Genomic DNA, 25,602 nt, shown 5'->3' with positions numbered 1-25,602 from the left:
GACATAAAATACTACAATGAGCGCAGGGCGCTGTTAAATAAAACCGTTAAAGAAACAGACCTTTCAGCGTATCACGCATTTTAGGTATAAAAGATAAGGAGTTATAAATGGGCAATCGTTTAAGTAAGATATACACTCGCACTGGTGATGATGGCACAACAGGCATGGCGGATGGCAGCCGCGTCAGCAAAGCTGATATGCTCTTCACAGTCATGGGTGATATCGATGAGCTCAACTCGCATGTTGGCTTAGTACGCGCCCAATTAACGCAAATGAACACGGTTGCCAACACAGCGCTATCTGAGCATTTATCACTTATAAATGAGTCAGGCTTTGCGCATGCCTTAGTGATTATTCAGCATTTACTATTCAACATTGGTGGGGAGCTTGCGATGCCAGAGTATGAAGGCGTGAACGAGACTCATATCGACTGGTTAGAGCAGCAGATAGATAGCATGAATGCTGGCTTGCCACCGCTCAAAGATTTTATTTTGCCCACAGGATCAATATTGGTCAGTCAATTGCACATAGCGCGTACCGTATGTCGCCGCGCTGAGCGTCAGGCCGTGTTGTTACAACAGCAGCGCCCGCAAGCTATCCGTAGTACCGCTGTCAGCTTGATTAATCGGTTATCTGATTGGTTATTTGTCGCGGCACGTTTTTGTACCGATCCTGCCCAAATCTCTGAGGTCTTATGGGATAGTCAAGTGTTACAAAAGCTTAATGAAGGTAAATAGCGCTGTTTAATCACGCCTAAAAAAAGCGCCAATAGCTTAAATCTATCAGCGCTTTGTCTCTTAGTTATTGACTAGGTCATGAACAGCTTTTAGACACAGCAAAAATAAAGCTTAGAAAAATAAAGCTTAATAAGTCGCACTATCATCTTCAACGATGATCATATCAATACTCTTATCTTCAGGAATTGCCTTAGGGAGCGCTGGTTTCACTGGCGTACTGGCTCTATTATCCGTACTAGTACTAGCAGCGGCTACACTCTCATCATCATTGTTAGCATTGTTATTTTGATTAATCGTCGGCGGTGCCGGTGGTGTTGGCGGAGTCGCTTGACGGATTGGCTCTACTGGCGTCACCGTTCTTGGCTGACGAATAGTTTGATTCTCCTCTCTGCTTGACGCCGCTGCTCTACGCGCAGCCGCCGCCTCGGCTCGGCGAATCGCTGCCTGCTCATCTAGCATAGTTTTAAGTGACGAGCCTGCCATAACATCAGCAACAATGCGGATCAAAGCAGGTTGGCCTGCGATACGGGCTTGCACTAGACCGTTTTGAGCACCAATGACATAGCTAAAAGCATCATCTACTAACATATTATTATTGATACGGATGTTTTCGTTAGCCAAACGCGATTGCAAGCTTGGTTTATTATTGGATGAATCTATTAAGCTTGCTTGGTACAAGTCCTCGCTAGGCAAGGTCATGCTGACGCTCGCCTGACAAGTGGTCATGCCACTAGCATTGCCTTCTTGTAAAATCGCTGCGTTCTGTACGTCAATCTTGATATTGCCCACTTTAGTATCGAGCATGCTACTGCTAATAGCCACTTCTGCATTGTTTGCATAGTTAGTCGCGAGCGTTTGCGTTTGTTGATCTAAAGTGTTCATTAATGCAGTTCTGAGGCGGTCTTGAACCATAGGGTCATCACACCTCATTGCGGGTGCAATATCAGCATCGCCAGTGGCTTGCTGCTCAGCACTGACGTCAGTGGTATCAACGCTGTCCTCATCATCTGGGCGACTACAGCCTGCAACGGCTAAACCACACACCAAACTAATACCAGCAATCTGCTGCCATTTCATCCACTTATTTTTGACTACGCTCATACTCATTTAGCTCCTGAGTTACTGACCTTTTTATAGCTGCCTTTATTACTCTTTATAGCCAATCGCCTTGTAGCCAATCATCCTTTGTAAATCAAGGGTGAACCATATTCATTATCTATAGCACTGTACAATAGATAATTTGAAAATGGCTATTTTAAAGAAAAGAATAACTACTTTAGAGAATGGCACTTAATTAAAAATTAAATCATTATACGGGGTTTGTCTAAGATGTTCAGCATCACAATTTCTAGATATACAAATAAAAGCCACTAATAGCGGTAAAATCAGCATTAGTTGCAAAAACACAACACAGAACGTCTAAAGACGCCGTAGTCAATAACCAACCTTCAAAGTAAACGTTCTATCATAAAAGACAGCTTATGATAGGTATAATAACCGGCTCTTATCACTGAAAAAATTCTTGCTTTAATTATGATAGATTTCAAAAAAACGCAACTCCTTGGTCATCGCGGCGCGCGCGTGGAAGCACAAGAAAACACTTTATTCGGCTTTCAACACGCTAAGCGCTTGCAAGCAAGGGGCTTAGCAGGCGTTGAACTCGATGTGCAACTCACCGCTGATGGTCATTTGATTGTTTTTCATGACGACACTCTACAGCGTTTATGCGGTTTACAAGCGCGGATTGACCAATTGAGTCTACGCGAGGTTCAACGTCACACCCAATCGGGCCACCATATCATTACGCTCGATATGTTAGCGCAGTCTTTACCACTCTCGATGTCTACTCCTACATTTAAGCCTCAACGTCAAGCGCTCAATAGTCTGTGGGGTATAGATAAAGCCAGTACTGATAAGGCTTATGAGGTGACAGAATTAAGAAGTCAAGCTCATACTTTGAGCCAGTTTACTCATATCGAGCTTGAGATTAAAACGCACGAGCGCACTAATCATGACAAGCTTGTGCAAGCGTTACTGCGCTATTTAGTGAATAGCCCATTATCCAGCCTGCCGTTGGTATTGACTAGCTTTGATAAAAAGCTACTAGCCCAATTACAGCGACATCAGCAACTATCATCGATACCTCGTGGATTATTAGTGCTCGAGCCTAGTCTTATACCATCGGCACCTAATACCGCGCTAAGATTAGGCTGTACACAACTGGGTATTCATTACGCGTTGTTAAACGAGCAAATTATCGATAACTGTCACCGCTATCAGTTGCCGGTAAGCGCTTGGACGGTCAATGATATCGAGGCTATAAAACAGCTGGTAGAATGGCAAGTGGATGTCATTATCACCGATATTCCTTCGCAATTATTATGACCCTAGCGTTGAGAGTTCTCGATTGATATTTTGTTAAAAACTATAGGCTTACCCTGAATAGTAATACGATTTATCCACTCACTAAGCGTCATGCCTTATGTAACATATCTCCGCACAGTTTTACACTTTCACTGAACTCCTGATAGCTAACATGGCTTTCATTATAAATATCCCATAACTCATACAAGTTATTGTTATTTAGCAATATTTTTCTAGTGTATACCTGTTCACTTTATACTTTATTTAGGGTAATATAGACGCTGAAATTAATACCGTTAGGGATATTACATGATTGCTAAAAAAGTAATAGGTTTACCACTGAAAGGCTTACGTCTCGCTATGAAGTCTAGTGATACGCTTATACAAACTGCTGGCACTCAAGCGCTACGTTTTAAGACGTGGTTTGATAATAACAAAAGCAACACTGATGCAGCAGCAGATACTCAGTTTGCTGCTACAAGCGGCTACGAGAATGCGAATTCAGCGGCTAATTACGAAGGTGTCGACCCTCTTGAGCTTGAATTCCAAAAGTCGCCCATTAACTTAGTACCCGCGATTTTTTTAATCGCAACGCCTATTGCAGCAGCGGTGATTACTCCTTGGTATCTGCTAACGCATCAAGTTAGTGCGCCAGTCTGGGGGGTCTTTGGCGCCTTTATGGTCTGGACAGGTATCAGTATCACTGCAGGCTATCATCGCTTGCTGTCGCATCGCGCCTACAAAGCGCATCCTTTAGTAAAAAACTTCTTACTATTAGGATCAACCCTTGCTGTGCAAGGTTCAGCCTTTGACTGGGTCTCAGGTCACCGCACCCATCATCGTCACGTCGATGATCGTATGGAAGATCCGTATTCAGCGCAGCGTGGGTTTTTCTTTAGCCATATTGGTTGGATGCTACGTAACTACCCTAGTGGCCGCTTTGACTACAAAAACATCCCTGATCTAACCAAAGATAAAGTGCTACAAATTCAGCATAAGTATTATGGTCTTTGGGTATTAGCGACTAATGTCGCTATGGTCGCAGCCGTAGGCTGGTTGATCGGTGATGTTTGGGGTACGTTAGTGCTAGCAGGCCTACTACGTCTAGTCTTGACTCATCATTTTACTTTCTTTATCAACTCTTTATGCCATATGTTTGGTACACGCCCTTATACCGATACTAATAGTGCACGTGATAACGCAATCTTAGCTATCTTTACTTGGGGTGAGGGTTATCACAACTATCATCACTTCTTCCAATACGACTATCGCAATGGTGTTAAATGGTGGCAGTACGATCCAACGAAATGGTTAATCGTAGGTTTATCTAAGCTTGGTTTGACTAGTGAGTTGCGTAGAGTGGATGACACCACTATCAAGCATGCCGAAGTACAAATGCAGTTTAAGCGTGCTCAGCAGCAAATCGACAAAGCAACTTCTGACGGTATTGATATTCCACAAGCAATGCAAAACTTCCAAGATCGTATTAAGTTTGAATATGATGCGTTTAAACAAACTGTTGAAGAATGGCAAGCGCTAAAAGCCAAAGCAGTGGAGATGAAAAAGACGGAGTTTGCTGATCGCTTGCATGAGGTTGATGATAAGCTTAAGCACGAATATATCAAAGTTGAGCAAAAAATATTTGAGCATAATAACAATCTCAAAACCGCGTTTCGCTCGATTGGCTTTGATAATAAAGCCGCTTAGTTAGAACTAAGCTAGCTCCTAGCTCCTCTAATCAATAAGTTTCTCCTACCCTCTATCTGTTATAGATAGAGGGATTTTTTTGTCTAGATTTCTTCTGTATTTATAGGGCCTGCTGGATATAAATTACCACTAAGCAACAGAGCTTATCATTGCGATATTGTGGCTATGTTATAGTGGCTTTTTAAGAGATTTAATCATAATAGGAAGCCGTTATGCGCTACCAAAATAGCTATGCCAAATTAGACTCGCGTCTGTATCATAAACAACCGCCAAGCGCTCTGAATAACCCGCGTGCCGGCCACTTTAACTCACAAGTCGCTGAGCAATTAGGCTGGTCAGCTGATAGCGAGCTGATGGAGCATTGGGTCGATATCGTCGGTGGACGCTATGTGCCTGAGAGTTTTGAGCCGCTAGCGATGGCTTATGCCGGTCATCAGTTTGGGCAATGGGCGGGACAATTGGGCGATGGGCGCGGTCTACTGATGGCGCAGGTCTTGGATAATAGTGAAACTTTACAAGACCTGCATCTTAAGGGTATTGGCCTGACGCCTTACTCGCGAATGGGAGATGGCCGGGCGGTGTTACGCAGTACTATCCGTGAGTACTTATGTGGCCATGCTTTTGCTCAGCTAGGTATCCCCTCCTCCAATGCGCTAGCGTTTGTGGTCTCAGATACACCCGTGCGCCGCGAAACAATGGAAGCAGGCGCCGCTTTGATGCGAGTAGCAGATAGTCATGTACGCCTCGGTCATGTCGAATGGATAGCGAGCTTTGCACCGGACTTACTCGGCGAGTTTACTGACTATATGATCGATACTTACTATCCAGAGTGCCGCGATACTGAGCAGCCGATACTGGCATTTTTAAGCAATGTTGTCGAGCGTACAGCGCATATGATTGCCGACTGGCAGTTGATTGGCTTTGCCCATGGGGTGATGAATACCGATAATTTATCAATTACCGGCAGCACCTTAGATTTTGGACCGTTTGGTTTTATGGAGCGCTTTAATCCGGCTTGGATTAATAATCACTCTGATCACACCGGACGTTACGCTTATCAAAATCAGCCCGCTATTGGTTATTGGAACCTTAACGTCTGGCTACCGCATTTTATGCGCCTAGAGGGCGTAACTCGTGAGACTCTAGCAGACTGTTTAGCGCCTTACGAGACTGTCTTTATGCAGCATTACCAACAAGGGCTGTGTCGTAAGCTAGGTCTTCCCCACGAGCAAGAGAGTTTAGAGCTGGCGTTTGAGTGGATGAGCCTACTAGAAGATAACTTACTCGATTATACCAATAGCTTTCGAGCTTTATTAGGCTTGGTTGCTCCTAATAAACATCCTCATGAAAAGCAATTGTTAACGATTCTAAGCCATGAACTACCTCCAAAAGCGCTAGCGGTTTGGCAAGACTGGCGTCAGCGTTATCTAAACCGATTAGCTACCTTAGCTACCGATGAGGTAATCGATAGTTTGAAAAATAACAATCCAGTCTACGTGCTGCGTAACGAGATGGCACAGCGCGCTATCACTGCAGCCCAGCAAGGTCAGTTCGACGAGGTGGCTAGAGTTTATGACTTATTAAGTCGGCCTTATGACGTACAAGATATCGCTACCGAACTTGATACGACGCCCCCTACACCTAACGCGCCGCAATTACCGATCAGCTGCTCTTCTTAGATGGCTTGTTGCCTATGGCTTATCCATTTATGATTTGTCGATGCTGATGGGTAAGCCTATGCAGTTTTATGCTGAATAGATGACTTGTACCGTTATATTAATTTGCACATTTAAGGCCGGTTGACTAGGCAGTGAATTGACATTGATGCTAGAATAGTTATTTTTTTAGCATATAGTCTTTAGCAGTCTAGCTAAACGCTGTGTGCTTTATAAAAAACTGGCTGTATATTAGCCATTATCTTTTATGGATAACGGCCTTCACAATATTAAGGCGCTGATGTTAGCCTTTTTTTTATGAGTCAGCTTGAAGCATTTTTTTTATGACACCTCTGGATCTCCTATAACACCTTTATTCTAACTATTTTATCCTAACTATGGCCATTATTATGAATGACGATACCTCCTTGAATACGGACAGCCCAACTTCAGAAATAGAACAGTTTGAACAAGCGGCTCTTCATTACCATTCACATCCTCGTCCAGGTAAAATCTCAGTCACTCCTATCAAGCAGCTAGCCAACCAACGCGACTTAGCGCTTGCTTACTCACCAGGAGTTGCCGTACCTTGTCTTGAGATCGAAAAAGATCCAAAACTAGCGGCTAAATATACGGCTCGTAGCAATCTAGTTGGTGTCATCACTAATGGTACAGCAGTACTCGGCTTAGGTGATATCGGTCCTCTAGCTTCAAAGCCTGTTATGGAAGGTAAAGGCGTCCTGTTCAAAAAATTCGCTGGTATTGATGTTTTCGATATTGAAATAGCCCAAAACGATCCTGACAAGTTCATCGAAGCGGTAGCGTCTCTCGAACCAACTTTTGGTGGTATCAATCTTGAAGATATCAAAGCACCAGAATGTTTCAAAATCGAGCGTGAACTGCGCGAGCGTATGAACATCCCAGTCTTTCATGATGATCAGCATGGTACTTCTATTATCGTTGCGGCCGCTTTGCTTAACGCTTTAATCTTAATCGATAAAAAAATTGAAGAGATTAAGATTGTCTGTTCAGGGGCTGGTGCTGCTGCCATTTCGTGCTTGGATATTATCTGTGCCTTAGGCGTTAATAAAGACAATATCTTTGTCTCTGATTCACGCGGTATCTTGTCTACTAGCCGTGATAATCTTGACGAATCTAAACAGCGCTATGCCCGCGATACCGACGCGACGACGATTGAAGAAGTTATGGATGATGCCGATATGTTCTTGGGACTATCGATGCCTGGCATTTTAACTCCTGATATGGTCAAACGTATGGCAAAAGACCCTATCGTCTTTGCTCTTGCTAACCCAACGCCTGAGATTATGCCAGAATTGGCGCATTCAGTACGTCCAGACGTGATTATGGCAACCGGTCGCTCAGACTACCCTAACCAAGTCAATAACGCACTGTGCTTCCCTTATATCTTCCGTGGCGCGTTAGATGTCGGCGCGACCGCCGTTAACGAAGAGATGAAAATCGCTTGTGTCCGTGCTATTGCGGCTATGGCTCATGTTGAAGCCACCCCTGTAGGTAATGTCAAAACCACGGATAAAATGCGCCGTTTCGGTCGCGACTATTTGATCCCAGGCCCACTCGAACCAAACTTAATCATTGAGATTGCCTCTGCTGTCGCACAGGCGGCTATGGACTCAGGCGTCGCTAGCCTGCCTATTTTAGATATGAAAGCGTATCGCCAACAGTTATCTGAGTTTGTCTATAATTCCGCGTTTGTGATGAAACCAATCTTTGCTCGCGCCAAATCAGATCCCAAGCGTATCGTTTACTGCGAAGGCGAAGATAATAATGTTCTATTAGCCGTACAAGTTGTGGTCGATGAGCAATTGGCGCAGCCTATTCTGGTTGGTCGTCCGGCAGTGATTGAAGCCAATATCGAAAAACTTGGCTTACGTCTACAAGATGGCGTCAACATGACTATCGTCAATCAAGATGATGATCCACGCTATAAAGATTACTGGCAAGGCTACTACGAAAAGAACAAACGTAAAGGCGTTAGCATTGAGCTGGCTCGCCGTGATGTTCGTCGTAAGACCTCACTCATCGGCTCTTTATTAGTCGAAAATGGGGATGCTGAAGGTATGATCTGCGGTACGTTTAGCCATTATCAACTGCATCTAGAGTACGTCCAAAACGTCATCGGTAAAAAAGAAGGCGTTAGTGATTTTTATGCGATGAACGCAGTATTGATGCAAGATCGTAATATTTTTATTGCTGATACGTATGTCCATGAAGACCCTACTGCTGAGCAATTGGCCGAGATGACAGTATTAGCCGCGGAGCAACTTGAGCGCTTCGGTATCACGCCGAGAGTCGCTTTGGTTTCGCATTCCAACTTCGGCACCTCAAACCGCGAAAGCGCGGTAAAAATGCGCAAAGTCTATGAGCTATTGACCGAAATGAAGGTCAACTTTGACTTCGATGGTGAGATGCAAGGGGATGCCGCGCTTGATGAGCATATTCGTATAGAGGACTTCCCTTCTACCGAATTTAGAGGAGCGGCCAACCTACTCATCTTACCAACGCTTGATGCGGCAAATATTGCCTTTAACTTGTTGAAAACAGCAACCAATAGTGCCTCAATCGGTCCTATCTTATTGGGTGCTAGCAAGCCGGTACATATCTTAACGCCATCAGCGACCGCTCGCCGTATTGTCAATATGACTGCGCTTGCCGTCACCGAAGCGCTAGATTTGCAAGAAGAGCAAAAGTAGTTCTGCAATTTTAGTAAGTACTAGTGCTTATCCTCTAGTGATAAGTGCTATGCTATAATAAAACCAGCTAACGTCACGCGTTGGCTGGTTTTTTTTGGTCAAAATTCAAGTTTTAGAGGTGATCATGCAAGTGTACTTGGTAGGCGGTGCGGTGCGCGATAGGCTGCTTGGCCGCCCTGTGACTGATAAAGACTTCGTAGTAGTAGGGAGCAGTGTCGAGCAAATGCTAGCTGCAGGTTTTCAACAAGTAGGCGCAGACTTCCCTGTATTCTTGCACCCAACCTCGCACCAAGAGTATGCCCTTGCCCGTACTGAGCGTAAGCAAGGGCGGGGCTACCAGGGCTTTAGTGTCTATGCCAGTCCTGACGTGACTCTATTCGATGACTTGCAGCGTCGAGACTTAACCATCAATGCTATGGCAATCGAAGTAATTAGCTTAACCGATGACACGCCTATCACTGGCGAAGTCATCGATTATCATAATGGTCTATATGATATCGACAATAAAACTTTACGTCATATCTCGACTGCCTTTAGCGAAGATCCACTACGAGTGCTGCGAGTGGCGCGTTTTTACGGCCGTTACTATGAATTAGGCTTTAGCATCGCTGATGAAACGCTGGACTTAATGCGCCAATTAGTAAAATCAGGCGAGCTTACACATTTAAGTAGCGAGCGTGTTTGGCAAGAGTCTAGCCGTGCTACTATGCAAACCTCTCCTCATGTTTATTGGCAGACGCTATTTGACATTGGTGCGCTTAATGACTATTTTGTAGCAATCGCGCGGGCATGGCAAAATATTGCTATCAAAGAAACCGTACAAACCGCCTTATACTTTGCCGGTCAAATGCAGCTGAACCTCTCGCAGCGCTGGGCGCTGCTTATGGCAAGTCTTGATGACTCTTTGTTTCAGCTAAAAAACGATGAAGACACAGCTTCTAAAAGTATTATTGACATAGGCCAGAGCGCTAAAGTCCCTAAAGCGCATACCCAGTTTGCTAATCTTTTTGTCGAGCACGCGCAGCAGCTAAATAAAATAAAGGAGCTAGACGCGGCACAAAAGATTGATCTTATTCAAGCTTGTAACGCTCACAAAGCCCCTGAGAAACTCTCGCAATTATTAGTCACTAGCCAAGTGCTGCAGTTGGCCATTCACCACCTGCAAATGATGCTAGCGCTGAGTAGTTTTCATGCTATTGATATGACTGATATTACAAGTGGGCTAAAAGGACCAGCTATTGGAGCGGCTCTCCGCGACGCTCGAATCCAGCACCTACAAACTCAAAATGAGCAAACCTAGCTTATGACAGATCATAACACTGCCCCCGTTATACTCGTCACTGGCAGCGCTAAGCGTATTGGAGCGGCTATTATTAAAGCCGCCCATAATCAGAACTACCGCGTTATCATTCACTGCCATAATAGCCAGCCTGAGGCTCAAGAACTCAGCGATGAGCTCAATCAGATACGCCCGCATAGTGCCAAAGTATTACTGGCGGATTTATCAATTGTTAATACTAAAAACAGCTTAGAGGCCTTTGTCAAAGTTATTATCGCTGCATTTGGTCAACTCGATGTCTTAGTCCACAATGCTTCTCGCTTTTACCCTACCCCTATAGATAGTATCGATAATGAGCAATGGGATGAGCTGTTTTTGAGTAATGCTAAAGCGCCTTTGATACTCAGCCAAGCGCTACTGCCCTACTTGCAAGCGAGGCAAGGTTGCATCATTAGCCTACTCGATATCCATGCGCACAATAAACCGTTCAAAAATTACACCCTTTATAATATGGCAAAAGCGGCCCAGCGGATGATGGTACAGTCTCTAGCATTAGAGCTTGCGCCTGATGTACGAGTCAACGGTGTCGCTCCAGGCGTCAATATCTTGCCAGAAGCAAATAGCGATCAAGCGCTCGAGTCCGCGCTGCAAAAGAGTATCGTTGACTCCATACCTCTACAGCGCGTCGGTAAACCCGAAGACATCGCTCATAGTGTGCTATATTTAATACAAGCCAGTTATGTCACCGGACAGATTATTGATGTTGATGGCGGTCGTGGTCTCACCTTAGCAGGTGGTAAGTATTAAAATTTAGTAAATAGTCATGATTCTGCTTATCTTTTACTTGAAAATTTAGAGAAATCAGGTATCATTGTGCGTCTAACGTTAGGGCCCATAGCTCAGTTGGTTAGAGCAGAGGACTCATAATCCTTTGGTCGTAGGTTCAAGTCCTACTGGGCCCACCACATATTGAATCAGGCTTGTTCGCAGCGATGCGGCAAGCCTTTTTTTATGGGGTTTTGCGGGTTTTACGAATATCTTGGTATGTGGCGAAACATATAGAATATAGGTATATTTGTTGGTATATATTATATCAACACGGGAATATACCAACATGCCATTAACTCATACTATTATCAATAAGCTAGTCCCAAGTAAAAAATGCACCCCTAGCCGTCCTGATAAGCATAGTGATGGTGACGGTCTACAGCTATGGGTAAGACATACAGGGAATAAAGTAAACGTAACGTAATACAGTGGTAACAACGCAGTACCGGCAATAAACCCAGAATAATAAAAGGAGGTCGCGAGCACTGACATAACAATAAAATGCGGTAAATACGCAAGCTGCTCCCGAGTAATGACTTTATGACGCCATGCGATTAGCGCTAAAAGTATAAACCCAAACAACACTCGTAGAAATACAGCTTGAAAAGGCTTTATTAAATTAAAGCGGTAGCCCACTTCATAAAAATGAAGTTAGACTCTCAAATCACACCAAGTAATACTAGCGCTGTGTGTGCTCTAAACCTAGCATTACCTTTTATCAAACAGAGTGAGTTACACCGCCATCAACGCGTATGCTCTGACCCGTAATATATCTAGCTGCCTCTGATAATAAAAAGGCAATCGTTGCAGCAACTTCCTCAGCTTCACCATAACGCCCCATCGGAACATTCTCACGGCGCTCATCGACTTCAGGTAAGCTGTCAATCCAACCAGGTAAGACATTATTAATGCGAATGCTTTGCGGCGCATAATCACCAGAGAAGATCTTAGTAAAAGCACCAAGACTGGCTCGAAACGCTGTCGAAGTTGGAAAGGTTGCTGTCGGCTCTGTGACCCAAGTCGTGGAAATATTGACAATAGCGCCGCCGCCTTGTGCCACCATGATTGGCGTGACGAGGCGAATCGGACGCACAGCACTGAGGAAGTAAACCTCCATACCTGTATGCCAGTCGTCATCGGTGATCTCTAAAATAGGCGCACGTGGACCGTGACCGGCAGAGTTTACCAGCGCATCAATACGGCCCCATTTTTCCATTGCCAAATCAACTAAGCGCTGTACATCGACATCTACCAAGTTAGAACCCGTGACGCCAATACCTCCCAACTCTTTTGCTAACGCCTCCCTCTTTGCCTGAGGACGATAAGATAGCGACCTTATAGCCATCCTGAGCGAGCTTACGAGCGGCCGCAGCACCCATACCTGAGCCACCTGCCATAATAAGCGCAACTTTTTCTTTAGTCATGATTTTCTCCATTAGTGATTGGTTTATCTATCATAACTAATGGTTGCAGATATCTCACATGATATTAAAAAGTGCTAGACTGTAGAAAATCTATTGTCTAAGAGGTGGTTGTGTCAAATGCTTATCGCGCTTTACCCTCTTTGAATGCTTTACGTGCATTTGAAGCAGCAGGGCGTCATTTAAATTTTCGCGCCGCAGCAGATGAGCTTTTCGTGACCCAAGGAGCAGTCGCTCAGCAGGTGCGTATATTAGAAGAATACATGGGATTTGCGCTATTTCAAAGGCTGCCAAAGGGCGTGGCTCTTACCTCGCAAGGCGCAATCTACTTTGCAGAAGTCACACGAGCGTTTGAGATTTTAAGAAAAGCCACCACTCAAATACTCAAAGAACCTCAGGCGGTGACCATTAGTGTGACACCGACATTTGCCACTAAAATTTTACTACCCAGTCTTTCGGCGCTATCAATCGCTGTTCCTGACGTTGATCTACGTACTGTCGCTACTGAATCTATTGCAGATTTCGACCGTGATCAGGTAGATATCGCGGTACGGCTCACCCGTCCACCATTTCCCTTAAGAAGTAGTCGACAGTGTCAAAATAATGGGAACTATAAGGTTAAGCGACTTATAAGCTCAGTGCATTTCTTATTTTTAATAATATAGAAGATGAGTCGATCCAGTATACTAGGAGAGACTCATTTTTTAGGAAAGGCTGTTTTAAGATGCTATTAACTTAATTGTGGCGCTATATTCTTTAATGCATAGTTGGACGCTGTTCTTCGATATTGCAATAAAATTACTTATAAGGTTGAGCTCATAATAATAGTGCGTTCACGGAGACTCACAATAGGTAATTGTTGTATATTAAATACCAGTAATTCAGATTCGTATTGTTTAGCTGTATTATTGGCAACATCTAAATAGCTGTCTTCACCACTCAAATCAGTATAGCTATTCCACTGCTCTTCATCTTCAGAAGCCACAGTAACTGAGCTAGGTTCAAATTCTTGTGACATCATAGGTAATATAGCAAAGGTCGAGGTTACTGGTGCTATGAGTAATGCTGAGCCTAAATAGAGCAATCGCGCTTTCGTGCTAAACAGATTAAGATAATTTCTCATGATAATACTCCTTTTTGTAAAGTTAATATTTTGCTATTAATTTAAATATTTAGTTTTAAAGCTAAGAGCTACAACTCCCAGATCCTATTCTTTGATCCTTCATACTAATTCCATTTACGTTTAAATTTACTATGAACAGCCATAATTTAAATGCCTGAATCGATAGGTAGTACCTTGAAGCGACTTCTCTATTCCTATTAAGGGAGTATATTTATTTTCTACGTTGCGTAGATTTATGAAACTTTAAGAAAGGTAACGTTTATGCCTCTTGTGATAATAGGGTTTTGACATTTATGGGTGCCACTTTTAGAGAGTGTTTTCAAGAGCAAATAACACTAAGCACCACCACGGCTATGACCTCTGTCGCTGCTACCTCTATGCTCACCACCTCGCTCGCCGCGTTCTGCTCTCATTTGCTGCAGCTGCGATCGCTGATCAGCAGTCAATACTTTAGCGATCGCTTGTTGGCTTTGGACCCTATCAACAAAGCGTTGTCTGGCCTGCTCGGCATGTTTATCTGCTAAGCGATTTAAGGCGACGGTATCTAGCGTATCAGCATTTGCTAGAGCTTGTATCTGCTCGCGCATTTGCTCCCGCTGCGCTTGGTTTTGCGCGCGGTTATTATCGCGTTCCACTTTTTTAGCCTCTTTGATAGCCTCAATTTGAGCTTGCTGCGTGGCTGTCAGGTTGAGCTGTGATAATGGACCTCTATCTGCAGACATACCGCCTTTATGATGTTGCATTTGGGATGTGCGCAGTGGTTGATTGTCTGGAGCAGCACTGGCAATGCCAGCCATTCCCAATAAAGTTGACGCTGATAATAGTGTAGCGATGGTTAAATTTTTCATTATGATTACCTTTTGGAATGAATATTATAAATGTTAGGGTTTCTTCAATTTACAGTCTTGCAAATCGTTATGAACCCGTTGATAAACAGTGCTCTATCGACAAAACAAATCATAATACAAATGCATGTTGCGTAGATTTATGAAACTTTAAGAAAGGTAACGATTGATGCTATTAAGCCCTTATCTCTTGTAAACTTACTTTATGCACTAAATGTACTAGATGCACTAAACCGCCTCATCTAATTTATTGATATGAGCGCATTAAAAAACGGTAGGATAATAAATTATTATTTATTAATAACTTAGGACTAAGTTATGACTCATATTTTGCTTGGTGATGACGACGAAGAGCTGACTCAATTACTACAAGAGTACTTGTCTAATCATGAGGTTAGCTGTGATTGTGTCTATGATGGCGAGCAAGTACTAGAGCGCTTGCAAGATACTGCCTTTGAGTATGATCTATTAGTCCTTGATATCATGATGCCCAAAATAGATGGACTTAGCGTATTGCGTCAACTGCCAGCCACCCGTCAAATCCCTGTGATTATGCTCACGGCAAAAGGCGATGAGATTGATCGTATTATCGGTCTTGAGCTTGGTGCTGATGATTATATTGCCAAACCCTGCAATCCGCGCGAACTGCTGGCACGTATCAATGCCGTTATCAAGCGTACCACTACACCATCAGTAGATACCCCTGCCCTCATTCATGAGCGAATGACTCTAGATCAAGGTCATCGTATCTGCACCATTGATGGCACTGAACTACAAGTGACGGGTACTGAGTTTGATTTATTAGTGGCTCTGCTACAGCATCAAGGTGAGGTCGTTAGTAAAGAGTGGCTATCGCAAACCGTGCTACAGCGTGAGCTGCAACCCTTTGATCGCAGCCTTGATGTGCACGTATCACGCTTGCGCAAAAAACTGCAACCCTTTCATGATGAGCCTATCAAAGCTATTCGCGGCAAGGGCTATCAGTTGGTACTATGATGAAACCTTTAGAGAATAGCTCAAATAATAGCTTAAACAACCGCTTAGATGACACTACAAATACTAAGCGCAAACTTAATCTATCACTGCCTTTATTTTGGCGACTATTTTTAAGTCTGTTATTGCTATTGCTACTAACATCAGTGATATCAGTCGCCATAGAGAGGTGGATAAACGCGCAAGCACTAGAATCTCGAATGGCGGTGCAAGTGGCGCACCTAATCACTGTGCGTCAAGAGGTAATACATACACTAGAGTCAGGTGACTATGATGGAGTGCGACAAATCTATCGCAATGAGCGCGGTCTTCGTAATCAGATTATAGTTGTTGATGAACAAGGCATGCCCCTATACTCTCGGTTTATACCGTCAAGAGTGCGAAAGAATCAACCACCCGAGGCACTCAATAATCCCGCCTTACCACCCAATCAAATGATTCAAGAGGTGGTACCAAATACAGAGGATTATCCTGAGCTGCAAGATATATCTGTCACCACACCTGATGGTTATACCTATACCGTGCAACTACAACCGCGCCTACCATTGCCAGATCTAATAGCCTTACAAAGAACTCATTTTCCGGTGCGCTTTGGTATTATTTTATTGCTTAGTCTATTAGCTTGTTACTGGTTTAGCCGTGCTTTATCGACACGTATTCGCCGTGTTCAATCTAAAGTACACCGTATGAGCGCAGGCGATTATATATCTGGTGATGACTTATCACAGTTTGGGGATGATGAGCTAGGCGCCCTGGCGAAGGATGTGTCTCATTTGTCCAATCGACTGGCTGATAGCGAAATGTCCCGTAAACAAATGCTCAGCGACATCTCTCATGAACTGCGCTCGCCACTAGCGCGCCTTGAAGTGGCGACTGAGCTGACTCGGGACTATGCACCTAATGCGACGCATTATCTTGACCGTATCCAAAAAGAGTCCACTCGCATGAATGAACTGATTGGGCAGATTATCCATATTCAATCACTACAAATGCAGCGCTATATGGTACGCCCTGAGGATTTTGAGTCGATAGACATAGCGATGCTCCTTGATGAGATTGGTCAGGACGTGAGTTTCGAGTTTTATGATAAACACATTGAATGGCGATGCTTGAATAATAGTGATGAGGCAAGTAGTGATAAGATTTTACATACTATTATCGGTAATCGAGAGCAATTGCATAGCGCTTTTGAAAATGTGATTCGTAACGCCTTTATCTATTCAAGCTCACACTCTATCGTCTTATCTAAGATTGAAACTATTAAGCTTACGAATCAAACATCTGCACTAAAAATAAGCATTGTAGATCAAGGATCAGGCATAGATAACGATAATCTAGAGCGTATCTTTCAGCCCTTTGTACGCTTAGATGCGTCTAGACAACGCCCAATAAGCTCTACTGCTAGTAAAGCCAGCAAACAAAAAGGCGGCTACGGTCTTGGACTGGCTATTGCTCAGGCGATTATTGCCGCGCACCAAGGACAAGTTAGTGCTCGCAATCGTGAAGATGGTATTCAGGGTCTTATCGTTGAAATAGCATTAACAGTATCTACCTGACAATATGTTTGTAGTAGATCAGATCCTGTCTAATAAAGTAAATCTATAGCCATCTCTTTATCTCACTAATCACAGTCTGCATTCTATTAGGTAGCACATGGTCATGATTTGTCACTAAATAAAGCGTTTCGCTAACTGGCGTTGGCAGATAATGGCTTTTGATAAGCTGAGGCTTTTCATAAGCGGCAACTGCGTGGGCAGGCAACACCGTAAATCCAAGCCCTCGACCTACAGGCTCCAAAATTAGCGCTATTTGATTGGAAAAGCCCTTTTGCTCAAAGTCGTTACTATGCTGAAACTTTGGATAATTGGCGCTGAGCAACATGCTGGCATGATGTGCGCCGTCAGGATGATCAATAAATCCAAGTTGTATTAGAGTATCCCAACTTGGCGTCTCAATACTAGCCGGCGTCACTAACATCAAAGCTTCTGTTGCAATAGCTTGACAGCTTATCGTCTCTGACGCTGAAATAGTTGTCATAAAACCTATGTCAATCTCATGATTAACAAGTGCCCGTTCGATATCTAGGTTTGGAGCAAAGCGATAGTCAATGATGAGCTTAGGGTGCTGCTGTTGTAATGATAATAGCTTGGGATAGAGCTTGAGCCCGACACTACCAGGTGACATTAAGCGCACCTTACCTTCAAATGCTGAGTCATGTTTACCCAAGAAGTTTTTCACATATTGGTCTGTCAGTCCCAGATTTAGCCGCCGCGGTTAAGTTTTATACCGAAGTCATGGGTTGGTACACTATTATGGAGCCGACTAATATTATTGAGGATGACAGAGCGATTGGTGAGATGTGTACTGAGGTGTTTGGCGCTGATTGAGGCAGCTTTCGTATCGCCCATTTATCAACAGGTGATCGCGTCGGTGTTGAAATATTTGAGTTCAAAAATCAAGAAGATCCTGAAAATAACTTTGAATACTGGAAGACAGGTATCTTTCATTTCTGTGTTCAAGATCCAAATGTAGAAGAGCTTGCTGAACGCATCGTCGCCGCTGGTGGTAAGAAGCGTATGCAAAAACCTCGTTACTACTATCCTGGTCAGAAGCCTTACCGTATGATCTATATGGAAGACCCGTTTGGTAATATTGTTGAGATATATAGCCATAGCTATGAGCTTATTTATAGCGAGGGCGCCTACTAACCTATATCTATAGCAATAGGTTTTTCAAAGCGGTCTTTATACGTAAAGACCGCTTTTGGCGTATTGCAACTCGGCTAAGAAAGCGGCAATGTTAACGAGAATTACAAATACTTGAGCAATCATTCAATTTATATTTGAGTGATTGCTCAAAATGGTTTATAGTGGTCTCATTAAGTCAGCTAACAATGTATTACTTGCGTTACATGCCTTAATTTCTAGCTATCCATCAAAACCATGCTTAATTTCACTAAAATATTCTGCTGAGGATTTTATATGACCGATTTTACTTTATACAATAAAGAAACTGCCCAAAAAAACAGCCAAGCTTTGTTAGATAACTCGCTTAGCGCCTTTGGTATGATCCCAAACTTGCACGCCGTTATGGCTGAAGCACCTGGTTTGCTTGAAGGGTATCAGCGTCTTCATCAACTGTTCTTAGATAGTAGCTTTAATGATGAAGAGACCACCGTTGTTTGGCAAACCATTAACGTCGAGCATGAGTGTCATTACTGCGTACCTGCCCATACTGGGATTGCACAAAGCATGAAAGTTGATGATGCTATCACTGATGCATTGCGTGACGAGACCCCTTTACCAACCGAAAAGTTAGAAGCGCTACGTGACTTTACACTCTCCGTCATCCGCAATCGTGGTAATGTCGATGATGAGGCAGTACAAGCATTTTTGGACGCAGGTTTTACTAAGCGCCAAGTATTAGAGGTGGTATTAGGGGCAGCGCAAAAAGTAATGAGTAATTACACCAATCATCTTGCCAATACCCCAGTAGATAAACCGTTTGAAAAATTTGCCTGGCAAAAAGCAGACTAATTGAGCGAAACGGTCTGTACAAGATCAGGGAGAGATTATGAATCAAGCAACCCCACTCAGAATAGATATCGTCTCAGACGTGGTTTGCCCTTGGTGTGCCGTCGGTTATAGTCAATTGGCTGAAGCACTCAAGCAAACGAACACTGAGTATGAGATTCATTGGCATCCGTTTGAGTTAAATCCTGATACCCCAAGCGAAGGTAGAAACTGGCGTGAGCATATCGCCAATAAGTACGGCTCAAGCAAAGAGCAATCTGATGCCATGCGTGCTCGTATAACGGAGGCTGGCGCAGAGGTAGGTTTTGAGTTTAACTTCACCGAAGAGACGCGCACTTATAATACCTTTGATATGCATCAACTACTGCACTGGGCTGATCAGCAAGGCTGTATGCATGAGTTAAAACAAGCACTACTCGCCGCTCACTTCACTCATGCAAGAGCGCTCTCTAGTAGAGAGGTACTTGCAGATATTGCAGCGGAGATTGGCTTAGATCGTAAGGAAGCGCTTACCGTACTCGAAGACCAACGCTTTGCTGACAAAGTTCGTCAAGCGCAGCAGCAATGGCGGCAGCAAGGCATTCAAAGCGTACCCTCTGTTATTTTTAATCAACAACACTTGGTCAGCGGCGCTCAAGGGGTCGAGAATTTTAAAAGCATCTTGCAGCAGTTGGCAGATATGCCAAGATAGAGCACTAGTCAACAATAAGAATAAGGGACAAAGCACAAAAATCAAAAGGGCGACTTATAATATTAAGTCGTCCTTCTAGATTTTATCGATATAAGCGTTAATACTTATGGTTCTAGCTAAATACTGACAAAGCGCACTTATCAAGACTACGCTTACTTAGTGAACAGACTCGTCATTACGTAAGCTCTCTATCGATGATGCCATATCTTCTGCCAGCTCGTGTACCGCTTGGCTTTCGACATCACGCTGAGCAAAGGCACGCAAACCCATAACCTCTGCCTGTAATCGACGCGCCAGCCTAGTCGCATCAAGCGTGTCATCCATCTCGCCTAACCGCTGCGCCTCAGCGAAACACTCGCCAAAACGCGCCTCCATGCCCGCTAGTAATTTTTCTACCTTATCTAACGCTAATTGTTCACGCGTACCAAGCTCAAGCAAGCTTTTGACCAACATACAGGCCCGACTCGGTATATCTTTATCACGTATCCCGCCAAGCTGACGCATATATTCAGCCAGCCCGAATATAGGCGACTGGTGCTTGGCGAGTATACGTTCAAGCTCAGTCAATGAAGCTTGGGCATAATGATCCAGCGCCTCTTGAAACAGGCCATCCTTGTTACCAAAAGCAGCATAAATACTTCCTGGGCGCATATCGAGAGCTTGCTCAATATCTTTTAAAGAGGTGGCATGAAAACCTTTTTGCCAAAACAGCTGTATAGCGCGCTCCAAAGCTTCTTGACGATTATAAAGTGTAGTACGTGACATCAAACCTTCCAATTTTTAAAAGCTATGACTGATAATCGTTAAAGGATAAACAGTTATAGCGTCATTTTTGAGCTCTTACTCAATCTTATCTTGGTCTATCTTTAGAGTTTAGTTAAAGCTTTATAACCACTCTTTGGTTGTTCTCTGAGAGCTTATCTTACATACATTATACCCTATTTAAGGTGAAGCTTTTAGACCACTCTATCTCAGGATTACCAACTATTATAGCAACCTGACTGACTAACAGAATGAGTTACTTCTTGAACGGCTATATTAGCTCTATAGATCCTTTATAGATAAAGCATAATACAATAACGATATGATATTGTAATAATCAAAGTTGAACGATTACTCAAATTAACTTGAATGCTTGCTCAACTACAGTTACTGTAGGGGCAATTGCTTGATGCTTTGGGCTAATTGTGGCCGAGGGAAGACTTTTATATTGGGTGTAGTTGACACATTCTAAAACCGATACAGTGCTGCTGGTACAAATTTTACTTGCGTGCTGTGTCTACGCTGACAGAGGCTGCGCAAAATTTATCCCAGCAGCACGCTCATATTAGCGTATCGATTTATTTCGAACTGACTATAACAATACTAACCGAAATATCTCTGACCTATAGCACTATGACTTAAAAAGGATCTTTTATGCGCGCTCATTATTCACCTTCAGTCATCGTATTTGATGTCAATGAGACCTTACTTGATATCGACACCCTAGCGCCACTGTTTTCTCGGCTATTTACTGATGAGCGCATACTCAGAGAATGGTTCGCGCAGTTAGTGCTTTATTCACAAACCATGACCTTATCGGGTCTTTATACGCCTTTTGGCGAGCTTGGCGTTGGTGCGCTACAGATGACGGCTGATATTCATGAGATTACGCTAACAAATAAGGATATCACTGAGTTTAAGCAGCGTATGAGCGAGATGCCAGCTCATGCTGATGCCATACCAGCGTTAACCAAATTACGTGACGCAGGGTTTAGATTGGCCACTTTGACCAACTCAGCGAGTAGCGCCTCCCCTACGCCACTCGAAAATGCAGGATTAAGTAAGTTTTTTGAGCGCTCTTTTAGTGTTGAGAGCGTGGCTAAGTTTAAGCCTGCGCCTGAGACTTATCAAAGCGTAGCAAAGGCGCTCTCGGTTGAGATATCAGATCTATGCCTTGTCGCCTGTCACCTCTGGGATACTATTGGCGCGCAAGCAGCTGGTTGTCAAGGAGCATTTCTCAAACGTCCTTATAATGCCATGTTGCCTGCAACTAATGTGCCGACACCAAACTTTATGGCGCCAGATCTTATCACGCTCGCTGAGCAAATTATCTCTAAAAAATAATTAATAGCGCTACTGTGAATCTTGAAATGACAGCAATAGGGGTGGTTTTTCTACTTTTTTCGCCTTTAGCATTATGTTTAATATAAAAAAGTATTTTAATTTCATTCACTTTAATATAGCCCTAAAAAGGATATAACTATGCAATCGGATAATACTCAAAAACTTCAGGCTGGCAGTCAATTTCCTGAGATACAAGTGCACAAGCTAAATGGCGAGACGACAACACTTGGCAAACCTGAAAATGGTCATGACTGGAAATTAGTGGTGGTTTATCGCGGTAAACATTGCCCAATTTGTACCAAATACCTTAATCAGTTAGAAACCATAAAGGAATCATTTGCTGATGCGGGTGTTGATATCTTAGCGATATCAGGCGATAGCAAGCAGCAGTTGGAAGCGCATTTAGAAGAACTAGAGGATATCAATTTCCCAATAGCTTACGGCTTAACCGTTAAGCAAATGAATGAGCTGGGACTTTATATCTCTGATCCACGCTCAGAAAAAGAGACCGATCACCCCTTTGCAGAGCCTGGTGTATTCGTTATTAACGCCAAAGGCGAGATTCAAATCATTGATATCTCAAACGCTCCCTTTGCAAGACCTGAACTTGAAAGGCTTGCAGAAGGCTTATCATTTATTCGCGAAAATGATTACCCTATCCGTGGTACACATGGTTGAACGTCATTATAAATAAGAGCTGATTATGTTAGGTAATCCTAAGCCGAGAACACCGCTGATTTTGGATTACCTTAATACCTCCGCTACTCGTTCAATCAAATACTCTTTGACCGCATTAAATAGCGGGTCAATTAACCGCTGTTTTGGATAAATTAGATATAGCAGATACGTCTCCACTTGCCAGCCATCTACCGCCACCTCAGCGAGTCTACCTGCTTTTAAATCAGCAGCTATGACTAATGAGGCAACTAAGCAGCATTTTACGAAATGCTTAGATGGCGTGGATGATATTAGGGTTTGATAACAGGTCTTGTTTTTAGAATCAAGTTTTGAAAGAAAAGCCGACTACTATATTTAATCACAGTCGGCTTTTCTCTTTATATTTTATAAACCTAAAAAGAAGTACGGCGATAACTACGATATCTAGGTAACCAAAAGTTAGCTTGTAATCGACGTTGTAGGTTCTCTGCCGTCACCGGTAAAGCTAGCTTATCTTGCACCGCTTGTAGAGCTACAGCATAAGCAATTTCTTTACTAATTTCTTGAATAAACCTAATTGGCGGTAAGATAGCACCGGGTGCCTTTTCGTACTGCACTGAGATATCTGCTAGGGCTTGACTTGCTGCCATAAGCATATTATCGCTGATACCTGTCGCTCGTGCTGCCAAAACCCCTAAGCCAATACCTGGAAATATATAGCTATTATTACACTGTGACACCTCAAAAGACTGACCATTATAAGTGGTGTTAGCAAAAGGACTACCCGTAGCAATGATTGCGCGACCGTCGCTCCAGTTTGTCACTTCTTGCGGTGTGGCTTCGACACGAGACGTTGGGTTTGATAGCGGTAATACAATTGGGTTTTCAGTATTAGCGCATAAAAATTTAATCACCTCTTGTGTAAACAGACCTTTTTGCCCACTGACCCCAAACAATACGGTGATTTTTGCTTGTTTAACCACTTGCGCTAAACCAAGCTTTTGACTCTTATCCCAATGCTCAATATCTGCTTTTTTCTGTACTAAGGGCACTTGAAATTCTTGTAGTTCTGTCATGCTATCAGTCAGTAGGCCGTAACGGTCCACCATAAATACCTGTTTGCGTGCCTGCTCTTCAGTCAACCCTTCACGCTGCATTTGGCGAACAATATGCTCAGCGATACCGCAGCCTGCGGATCCTGCACCCAAAAACGCTATTTTTTGTTGACTAAGCTTTTCACCTTTTTCTAAACAGGCGGCAATCAAGGCACCGACTGAGACCGCAGCCGTTCCTTGAATATCATCGTTAAAGCAGCATATTTGATCGCGATATTTATTTAATAGTGGCGTCGCGTTTTCTTGCGCAAAATCTTCAAATTGCAATAATACTTCCGGCCAGCGCCGCTTAACCGCTTGAATAAATAGATCGACAAACTCATAATATTCGTCGCCTGAGATACGTGGGTTTCTCCAGCCCATATACATAGGGTCGTCAAGCAGTTGTTGGTTATTGGTGCCGACATCCAATAAGATCGGTAGACAATAAGCGGGACTAATACCGCCACAAGCGGTATATAAAGACAATTTTCCAATGGGAATGCCCATACCGCCAATGCCTTGATCGCCTAGGCCTAATATACGCTCACCGTCAGTGACTACGATCACTTTTACTTTTTGTTTGGTGGCATTTTGCAGCATATCATCGATTTTATGGCGCTCAGGATAAGAGATAAATATACCCCGTTTGCGGCGATAAATTTGTGAGAATTTCTCACAAGCCTGCCCAACTGTGGGGGTATAGATGAGCGGCATGACTTCTTCAATATGCTGTTCAATCAAATGATGAAATAAGGTTTCATTAGTATCTTGGATATTGCGCAAGTAAATATGCTTATCCATATCATCAGTGAATGAGCGAAGTTGATGATAAGCGCGCAGAGATTGCTCTTCAATGGTCTCAATATTGTGAGGTAACAATCCTGTTAAATTAAAGCTATCACGTTCTTCTGAGGTAAAAGCGCTGCCCTTGTTTAATAATGGAGTTTCTAATAGTATTGGTCCAGCGAAAGGAATATACAACGGACGTTTGTTTGGCATAATAAAATCTTCTAGTTAAAAGCGTATGGCTAAAGAAATGTTCTATCGTCTCATTATACATAGCATTAGCTTGTACTTGCCAATAGATGACTAATTCATTTTTTATAATGTCATTTTAAACTGGCTGAATGATATATCTACTTTAATTAGGAAATATGATTACCTCATCTCCTTCCTGCCAAGGATCAAACTTAGTCATAGCTTGCTTGAATAGCGGATGTTCCAGCCAATACTGTAACCACCTTTGCAGCTTTGGATAAGGCAGACCATAAAAAACGTCGCGGTCTACGTGAGCGAATTGGCGTACAAAAGGCATAATCCCAATATCAGCAATACTTGTGCTATCGCCTAGCAAATAAGCGTGTTTATTTAACTGTGCCTCTAAAACCTGTAAAAACACCTCGCCCCTTTGCCGATACTCTGTCTGACTCATCTCAGGATAACGGTCTGCATATTTGTAGCGATCTAGCCAGTGTTTAAATTCATGATCATTTTTTTCGAGTAAGTCATTCGCCTGCTTGAGAACCTTAGCATCAAGTAACCCTTGTCTATCTCTTTGCTCAAGCGCCCATATCATGATTTCTCGGCTTTCTTCAATCACCCTACCCTCATTCAGCTGCAAGACCGGCACTGTACCTTTCGGGCTAATCGCTAACATCTGGCTTGGTTTATTTTTCAGAACGATCTCTCGCAGCTCTACTGCTACTTCGGCGAACAATAGACTAAGACGAGCGCGCATGGCATAAGGGCAGCGACGGAATGAGTATAAACGAGGAGATAAAGAGTTCATAGAAGGGTCTCGCAATTTAATTAAAGTCTATGGATGTAACTGCAG

Annotated in this window: 20 protein-coding genes, 1 tRNA gene and 3 pseudogenes; 16 read left to right on the top strand and 8 right to left on the bottom strand. The window is 43.3% G+C overall.

The features are described 5' to 3' along the window. The first annotated feature begins 107 nt into the window (after positions 1-107). The gene (locus ACTXGJ_RS08385) at positions 108-737 is read left to right on the top strand and encodes a cob(I)yrinic acid a,c-diamide adenosyltransferase (RefSeq protein WP_443565642.1); all 630 of its coding nucleotides are present in this window, start codon (positions 108-110) and stop codon (positions 735-737) included. Positions 738-863: 126 nt separating this feature from the next. Here ACTXGJ_RS08385 and ACTXGJ_RS08380 read toward each other — a convergent pair whose 3' ends face one another. After that, a complete protein-coding gene (locus ACTXGJ_RS08380; RefSeq protein WP_443565641.1) occupies positions 864-1,844 on the bottom strand; it encodes a hypothetical protein in 981 nt (326 codons plus the stop codon). 426 nt (positions 1,845-2,270) lie between these two features. On the opposite strand from ACTXGJ_RS08380, the gene ACTXGJ_RS08375 reads away from it, so the two are divergent. From ACTXGJ_RS08375 to ACTXGJ_RS08345, 7 genes are all read left to right on the top strand, one after another. Beyond that, the gene (locus ACTXGJ_RS08375) at positions 2,271-3,122 is read left to right on the top strand and encodes a glycerophosphodiester phosphodiesterase (protein WP_439241303.1); all 852 of its coding nucleotides are present in this window, start codon (positions 2,271-2,273) and stop codon (positions 3,120-3,122) included. Between the two features lie 288 nt (positions 3,123-3,410). Continuing rightward, positions 3,411-4,808 (top strand): acyl-CoA desaturase, encoded by a 1,398-nt coding sequence (locus tag ACTXGJ_RS08370; RefSeq protein WP_439241305.1) that lies wholly within the window; start codon positions 3,411-3,413, stop codon positions 4,806-4,808. A 212-nt stretch (positions 4,809-5,020) separates the two neighbouring features. Further along, entirely contained in the window at positions 5,021-6,487 is a 1,467-nt protein-coding gene (locus ACTXGJ_RS08365) for a protein adenylyltransferase SelO (protein WP_443565640.1), read from the top strand. A 386-nt stretch (positions 6,488-6,873) separates the two neighbouring features. After that, positions 6,874-9,195 (top strand): NADP-dependent malic enzyme, encoded by a 2,322-nt coding sequence (locus tag ACTXGJ_RS08360; protein WP_443565639.1) that lies wholly within the window; start codon positions 6,874-6,876, stop codon positions 9,193-9,195. Between the two features lie 124 nt (positions 9,196-9,319). Continuing rightward, positions 9,320-10,495, top strand: a complete 1,176-nt coding sequence (locus ACTXGJ_RS08355; RefSeq protein WP_443565637.1) for a tRNA nucleotidyltransferase — start codon at positions 9,320-9,322, stop codon at positions 10,493-10,495. A gap of 3 nt (positions 10,496-10,498) precedes the next feature. After that, a complete protein-coding gene (locus ACTXGJ_RS08350; protein ID WP_439241313.1) occupies positions 10,499-11,281 on the top strand; it encodes a pteridine reductase in 783 nt (260 codons plus the stop codon). A gap of 81 nt (positions 11,282-11,362) precedes the next feature. After that, positions 11,363-11,439, top strand: a tRNA-Ile gene (locus ACTXGJ_RS08345). A gap of 581 nt (positions 11,440-12,020) precedes the next feature. On the opposite strand, the pseudogene ACTXGJ_RS08340 reads toward ACTXGJ_RS08345, so the two are convergent. Then, positions 12,021-12,726, bottom strand: a pseudogene (locus ACTXGJ_RS08340) (SDR family oxidoreductase). 110 nt (positions 12,727-12,836) lie between these two features. On the opposite strand from ACTXGJ_RS08340, the pseudogene ACTXGJ_RS08335 reads away from it, so the two are divergent. Further along, positions 12,837-13,298 (top strand): annotated as a pseudogene (locus tag ACTXGJ_RS08335) (LysR family transcriptional regulator); the annotation flags it as partial. Positions 13,299-13,525: 227 nt separating this feature from the next. Here ACTXGJ_RS08335 and ACTXGJ_RS08330 read toward each other — a convergent pair. Then, on the bottom strand, positions 13,526-13,846 hold the full coding sequence (locus tag ACTXGJ_RS08330; RefSeq protein ID WP_439241315.1) for a hypothetical protein: 321 nt from the start codon (positions 13,844-13,846) through the stop codon (positions 13,526-13,528). Positions 13,847-14,181: 335 nt separating this feature from the next. Further along, on the bottom strand, positions 14,182-14,694 hold the full coding sequence (locus ACTXGJ_RS08325; RefSeq protein ID WP_439241317.1) for a Spy/CpxP family protein refolding chaperone: 513 nt from the start codon (positions 14,692-14,694) through the stop codon (positions 14,182-14,184). Between the two features lie 315 nt (positions 14,695-15,009). Here ACTXGJ_RS08325 and ACTXGJ_RS08320 point away from each other — a divergent pair, with 315 nt between their 5' ends. Beyond that, entirely contained in the window at positions 15,010-15,687 is a 678-nt protein-coding gene (locus ACTXGJ_RS08320; RefSeq protein ID WP_439241319.1) for a response regulator, read from the top strand. Next, entirely contained in the window at positions 15,684-17,240 is a 1,557-nt protein-coding gene (locus ACTXGJ_RS08315; protein WP_443565636.1) for a sensor histidine kinase, read from the top strand. The genes ACTXGJ_RS08320 and ACTXGJ_RS08315 overlap by 4 nt, the downstream gene beginning before the upstream one ends. 43 nt (positions 17,241-17,283) lie before the next feature. Here ACTXGJ_RS08315 and ACTXGJ_RS08310 read toward each other — a convergent pair whose 3' ends face one another. Then, positions 17,284-17,868 (bottom strand): LysR family transcriptional regulator substrate-binding protein, encoded by a 585-nt coding sequence (locus tag ACTXGJ_RS08310; protein WP_443565635.1) that lies wholly within the window; start codon positions 17,866-17,868, stop codon positions 17,284-17,286. 20 nt (positions 17,869-17,888) lie between these two features. On the opposite strand from ACTXGJ_RS08310, the pseudogene ACTXGJ_RS08305 reads away from it, so the two are divergent. The 3 genes and pseudogenes from ACTXGJ_RS08305 to ACTXGJ_RS08295 all read left to right on the top strand — a co-directional run bounded on the left by ACTXGJ_RS08305 (position 17,889) and on the right by ACTXGJ_RS08295 (position 19,908). Continuing rightward, positions 17,889-18,392, top strand: a pseudogene (locus ACTXGJ_RS08305) (lactoylglutathione lyase family protein). 273 nt (positions 18,393-18,665) lie between these two features. After that, entirely contained in the window at positions 18,666-19,220 is a 555-nt protein-coding gene (locus ACTXGJ_RS08300) for a carboxymuconolactone decarboxylase family protein (protein ID WP_439242814.1), read from the top strand. A gap of 37 nt (positions 19,221-19,257) precedes the next feature. Next, positions 19,258-19,908, top strand: a complete 651-nt coding sequence (locus tag ACTXGJ_RS08295) for a DsbA family oxidoreductase (RefSeq protein ID WP_443565634.1) — start codon at positions 19,258-19,260, stop codon at positions 19,906-19,908. Positions 19,909-20,064: 156 nt separating this feature from the next. On the opposite strand, the gene ACTXGJ_RS08290 is transcribed toward ACTXGJ_RS08295, so the two are convergent. Next, the gene (locus ACTXGJ_RS08290) at positions 20,065-20,673 is read right to left on the bottom strand and encodes a TetR/AcrR family transcriptional regulator (protein ID WP_439242818.1); all 609 of its coding nucleotides are present in this window, start codon (positions 20,671-20,673) and stop codon (positions 20,065-20,067) included. A 651-nt stretch (positions 20,674-21,324) separates the two neighbouring features. Between ACTXGJ_RS08290 and ACTXGJ_RS08285 the strand changes: the two genes are divergently transcribed. Both ACTXGJ_RS08285 and ACTXGJ_RS08280 read left to right on the top strand, forming a co-directional pair. Further along, positions 21,325-22,014 (top strand): haloacid dehalogenase type II, encoded by a 690-nt coding sequence (locus tag ACTXGJ_RS08285; RefSeq protein WP_439242820.1) that lies wholly within the window; start codon positions 21,325-21,327, stop codon positions 22,012-22,014. 138 nt (positions 22,015-22,152) lie between these two features. After that, a complete protein-coding gene (locus ACTXGJ_RS08280) occupies positions 22,153-22,692 on the top strand; it encodes a peroxiredoxin-like family protein (protein ID WP_439242822.1) in 540 nt (179 codons plus the stop codon). A 392-nt stretch (positions 22,693-23,084) separates the two neighbouring features. On the opposite strand, the gene ACTXGJ_RS08275 is transcribed toward ACTXGJ_RS08280, so the two are convergent. After that, complete coding sequence (locus ACTXGJ_RS08275) at positions 23,085-24,767, bottom strand: NAD-dependent malic enzyme (protein WP_439242824.1); 1,683 nt, start codon at positions 24,765-24,767, stop codon at positions 23,085-23,087. Positions 24,768-24,909: 142 nt separating this feature from the next. Then, the gene (locus tag ACTXGJ_RS08270) at positions 24,910-25,557 is read right to left on the bottom strand and encodes a glutathione S-transferase (RefSeq protein WP_439242826.1); all 648 of its coding nucleotides are present in this window, start codon (positions 25,555-25,557) and stop codon (positions 24,910-24,912) included. Positions 25,558-25,602 lie beyond the last annotated feature (45 nt).

Origin of the sequence: Psychrobacter sp. 1Y11 (assembly GCF_052259045.1) — a bacterium.
Lineage (GTDB): Bacteria > Pseudomonadota > Gammaproteobacteria > Pseudomonadales > Moraxellaceae > Psychrobacter.
The sequence above is the reverse complement of the archived record's forward strand: the minus strand, read 5'-3'. Positions and strand labels throughout refer to the sequence as shown.

Bases quoted from the DNA above. Each gene is read 5' to 3' on its own strand.
- ACTXGJ_RS08385 (WP_443565642.1), top strand. From the start codon at position 108: ATGGGCAATCGTTTAAGTAAGATATACACTCGCACTGGTGATGATGGC.
- ACTXGJ_RS08380 (WP_443565641.1), bottom strand. From the start codon at position 1,844: ATGAGTATGAGCGTAGTCAAAAATAAGTGGATGAAATGGCAGCAGATT.
- ACTXGJ_RS08375 (WP_439241303.1), top strand. From the start codon at position 2,271: ATGATAGATTTCAAAAAAACGCAACTCCTTGGTCATCGCGGCGCGCGC.
- ACTXGJ_RS08370 (WP_439241305.1), top strand. From the start codon at position 3,411: ATGATTGCTAAAAAAGTAATAGGTTTACCACTGAAAGGCTTACGTCTC.
- ACTXGJ_RS08365 (WP_443565640.1), top strand. From the start codon at position 5,021: ATGCGCTACCAAAATAGCTATGCCAAATTAGACTCGCGTCTGTATCAT.
- ACTXGJ_RS08360 (WP_443565639.1), top strand. From the start codon at position 6,874: ATGAATGACGATACCTCCTTGAATACGGACAGCCCAACTTCAGAAATA.
- ACTXGJ_RS08355 (WP_443565637.1), top strand. From the start codon at position 9,320: ATGCAAGTGTACTTGGTAGGCGGTGCGGTGCGCGATAGGCTGCTTGGC.
- ACTXGJ_RS08350 (WP_439241313.1), top strand. From the start codon at position 10,499: ATGACAGATCATAACACTGCCCCCGTTATACTCGTCACTGGCAGCGCT.
- ACTXGJ_RS08330 (WP_439241315.1), bottom strand. From the start codon at position 13,846: ATGAGAAATTATCTTAATCTGTTTAGCACGAAAGCGCGATTGCTCTAT.
- ACTXGJ_RS08325 (WP_439241317.1), bottom strand. From the start codon at position 14,694: ATGAAAAATTTAACCATCGCTACACTATTATCAGCGTCAACTTTATTG.
- ACTXGJ_RS08320 (WP_439241319.1), top strand. From the start codon at position 15,010: ATGACTCATATTTTGCTTGGTGATGACGACGAAGAGCTGACTCAATTA.
- ACTXGJ_RS08315 (WP_443565636.1), top strand. From the start codon at position 15,684: ATGATGAAACCTTTAGAGAATAGCTCAAATAATAGCTTAAACAACCGC.
- ACTXGJ_RS08310 (WP_443565635.1), bottom strand. From the start codon at position 17,868: ATGTCACCTGGTAGTGTCGGGCTCAAGCTCTATCCCAAGCTATTATCA.
- ACTXGJ_RS08300 (WP_439242814.1), top strand. From the start codon at position 18,666: ATGACCGATTTTACTTTATACAATAAAGAAACTGCCCAAAAAAACAGC.
- ACTXGJ_RS08295 (WP_443565634.1), top strand. From the start codon at position 19,258: ATGAATCAAGCAACCCCACTCAGAATAGATATCGTCTCAGACGTGGTT.
- ACTXGJ_RS08290 (WP_439242818.1), bottom strand. From the start codon at position 20,673: ATGTCACGTACTACACTTTATAATCGTCAAGAAGCTTTGGAGCGCGCT.
- ACTXGJ_RS08285 (WP_439242820.1), top strand. From the start codon at position 21,325: ATGCGCGCTCATTATTCACCTTCAGTCATCGTATTTGATGTCAATGAG.
- ACTXGJ_RS08280 (WP_439242822.1), top strand. From the start codon at position 22,153: ATGCAATCGGATAATACTCAAAAACTTCAGGCTGGCAGTCAATTTCCT.
- ACTXGJ_RS08275 (WP_439242824.1), bottom strand. From the start codon at position 24,767: ATGCCAAACAAACGTCCGTTGTATATTCCTTTCGCTGGACCAATACTA.
- ACTXGJ_RS08270 (WP_439242826.1), bottom strand. From the start codon at position 25,557: ATGAACTCTTTATCTCCTCGTTTATACTCATTCCGTCGCTGCCCTTAT.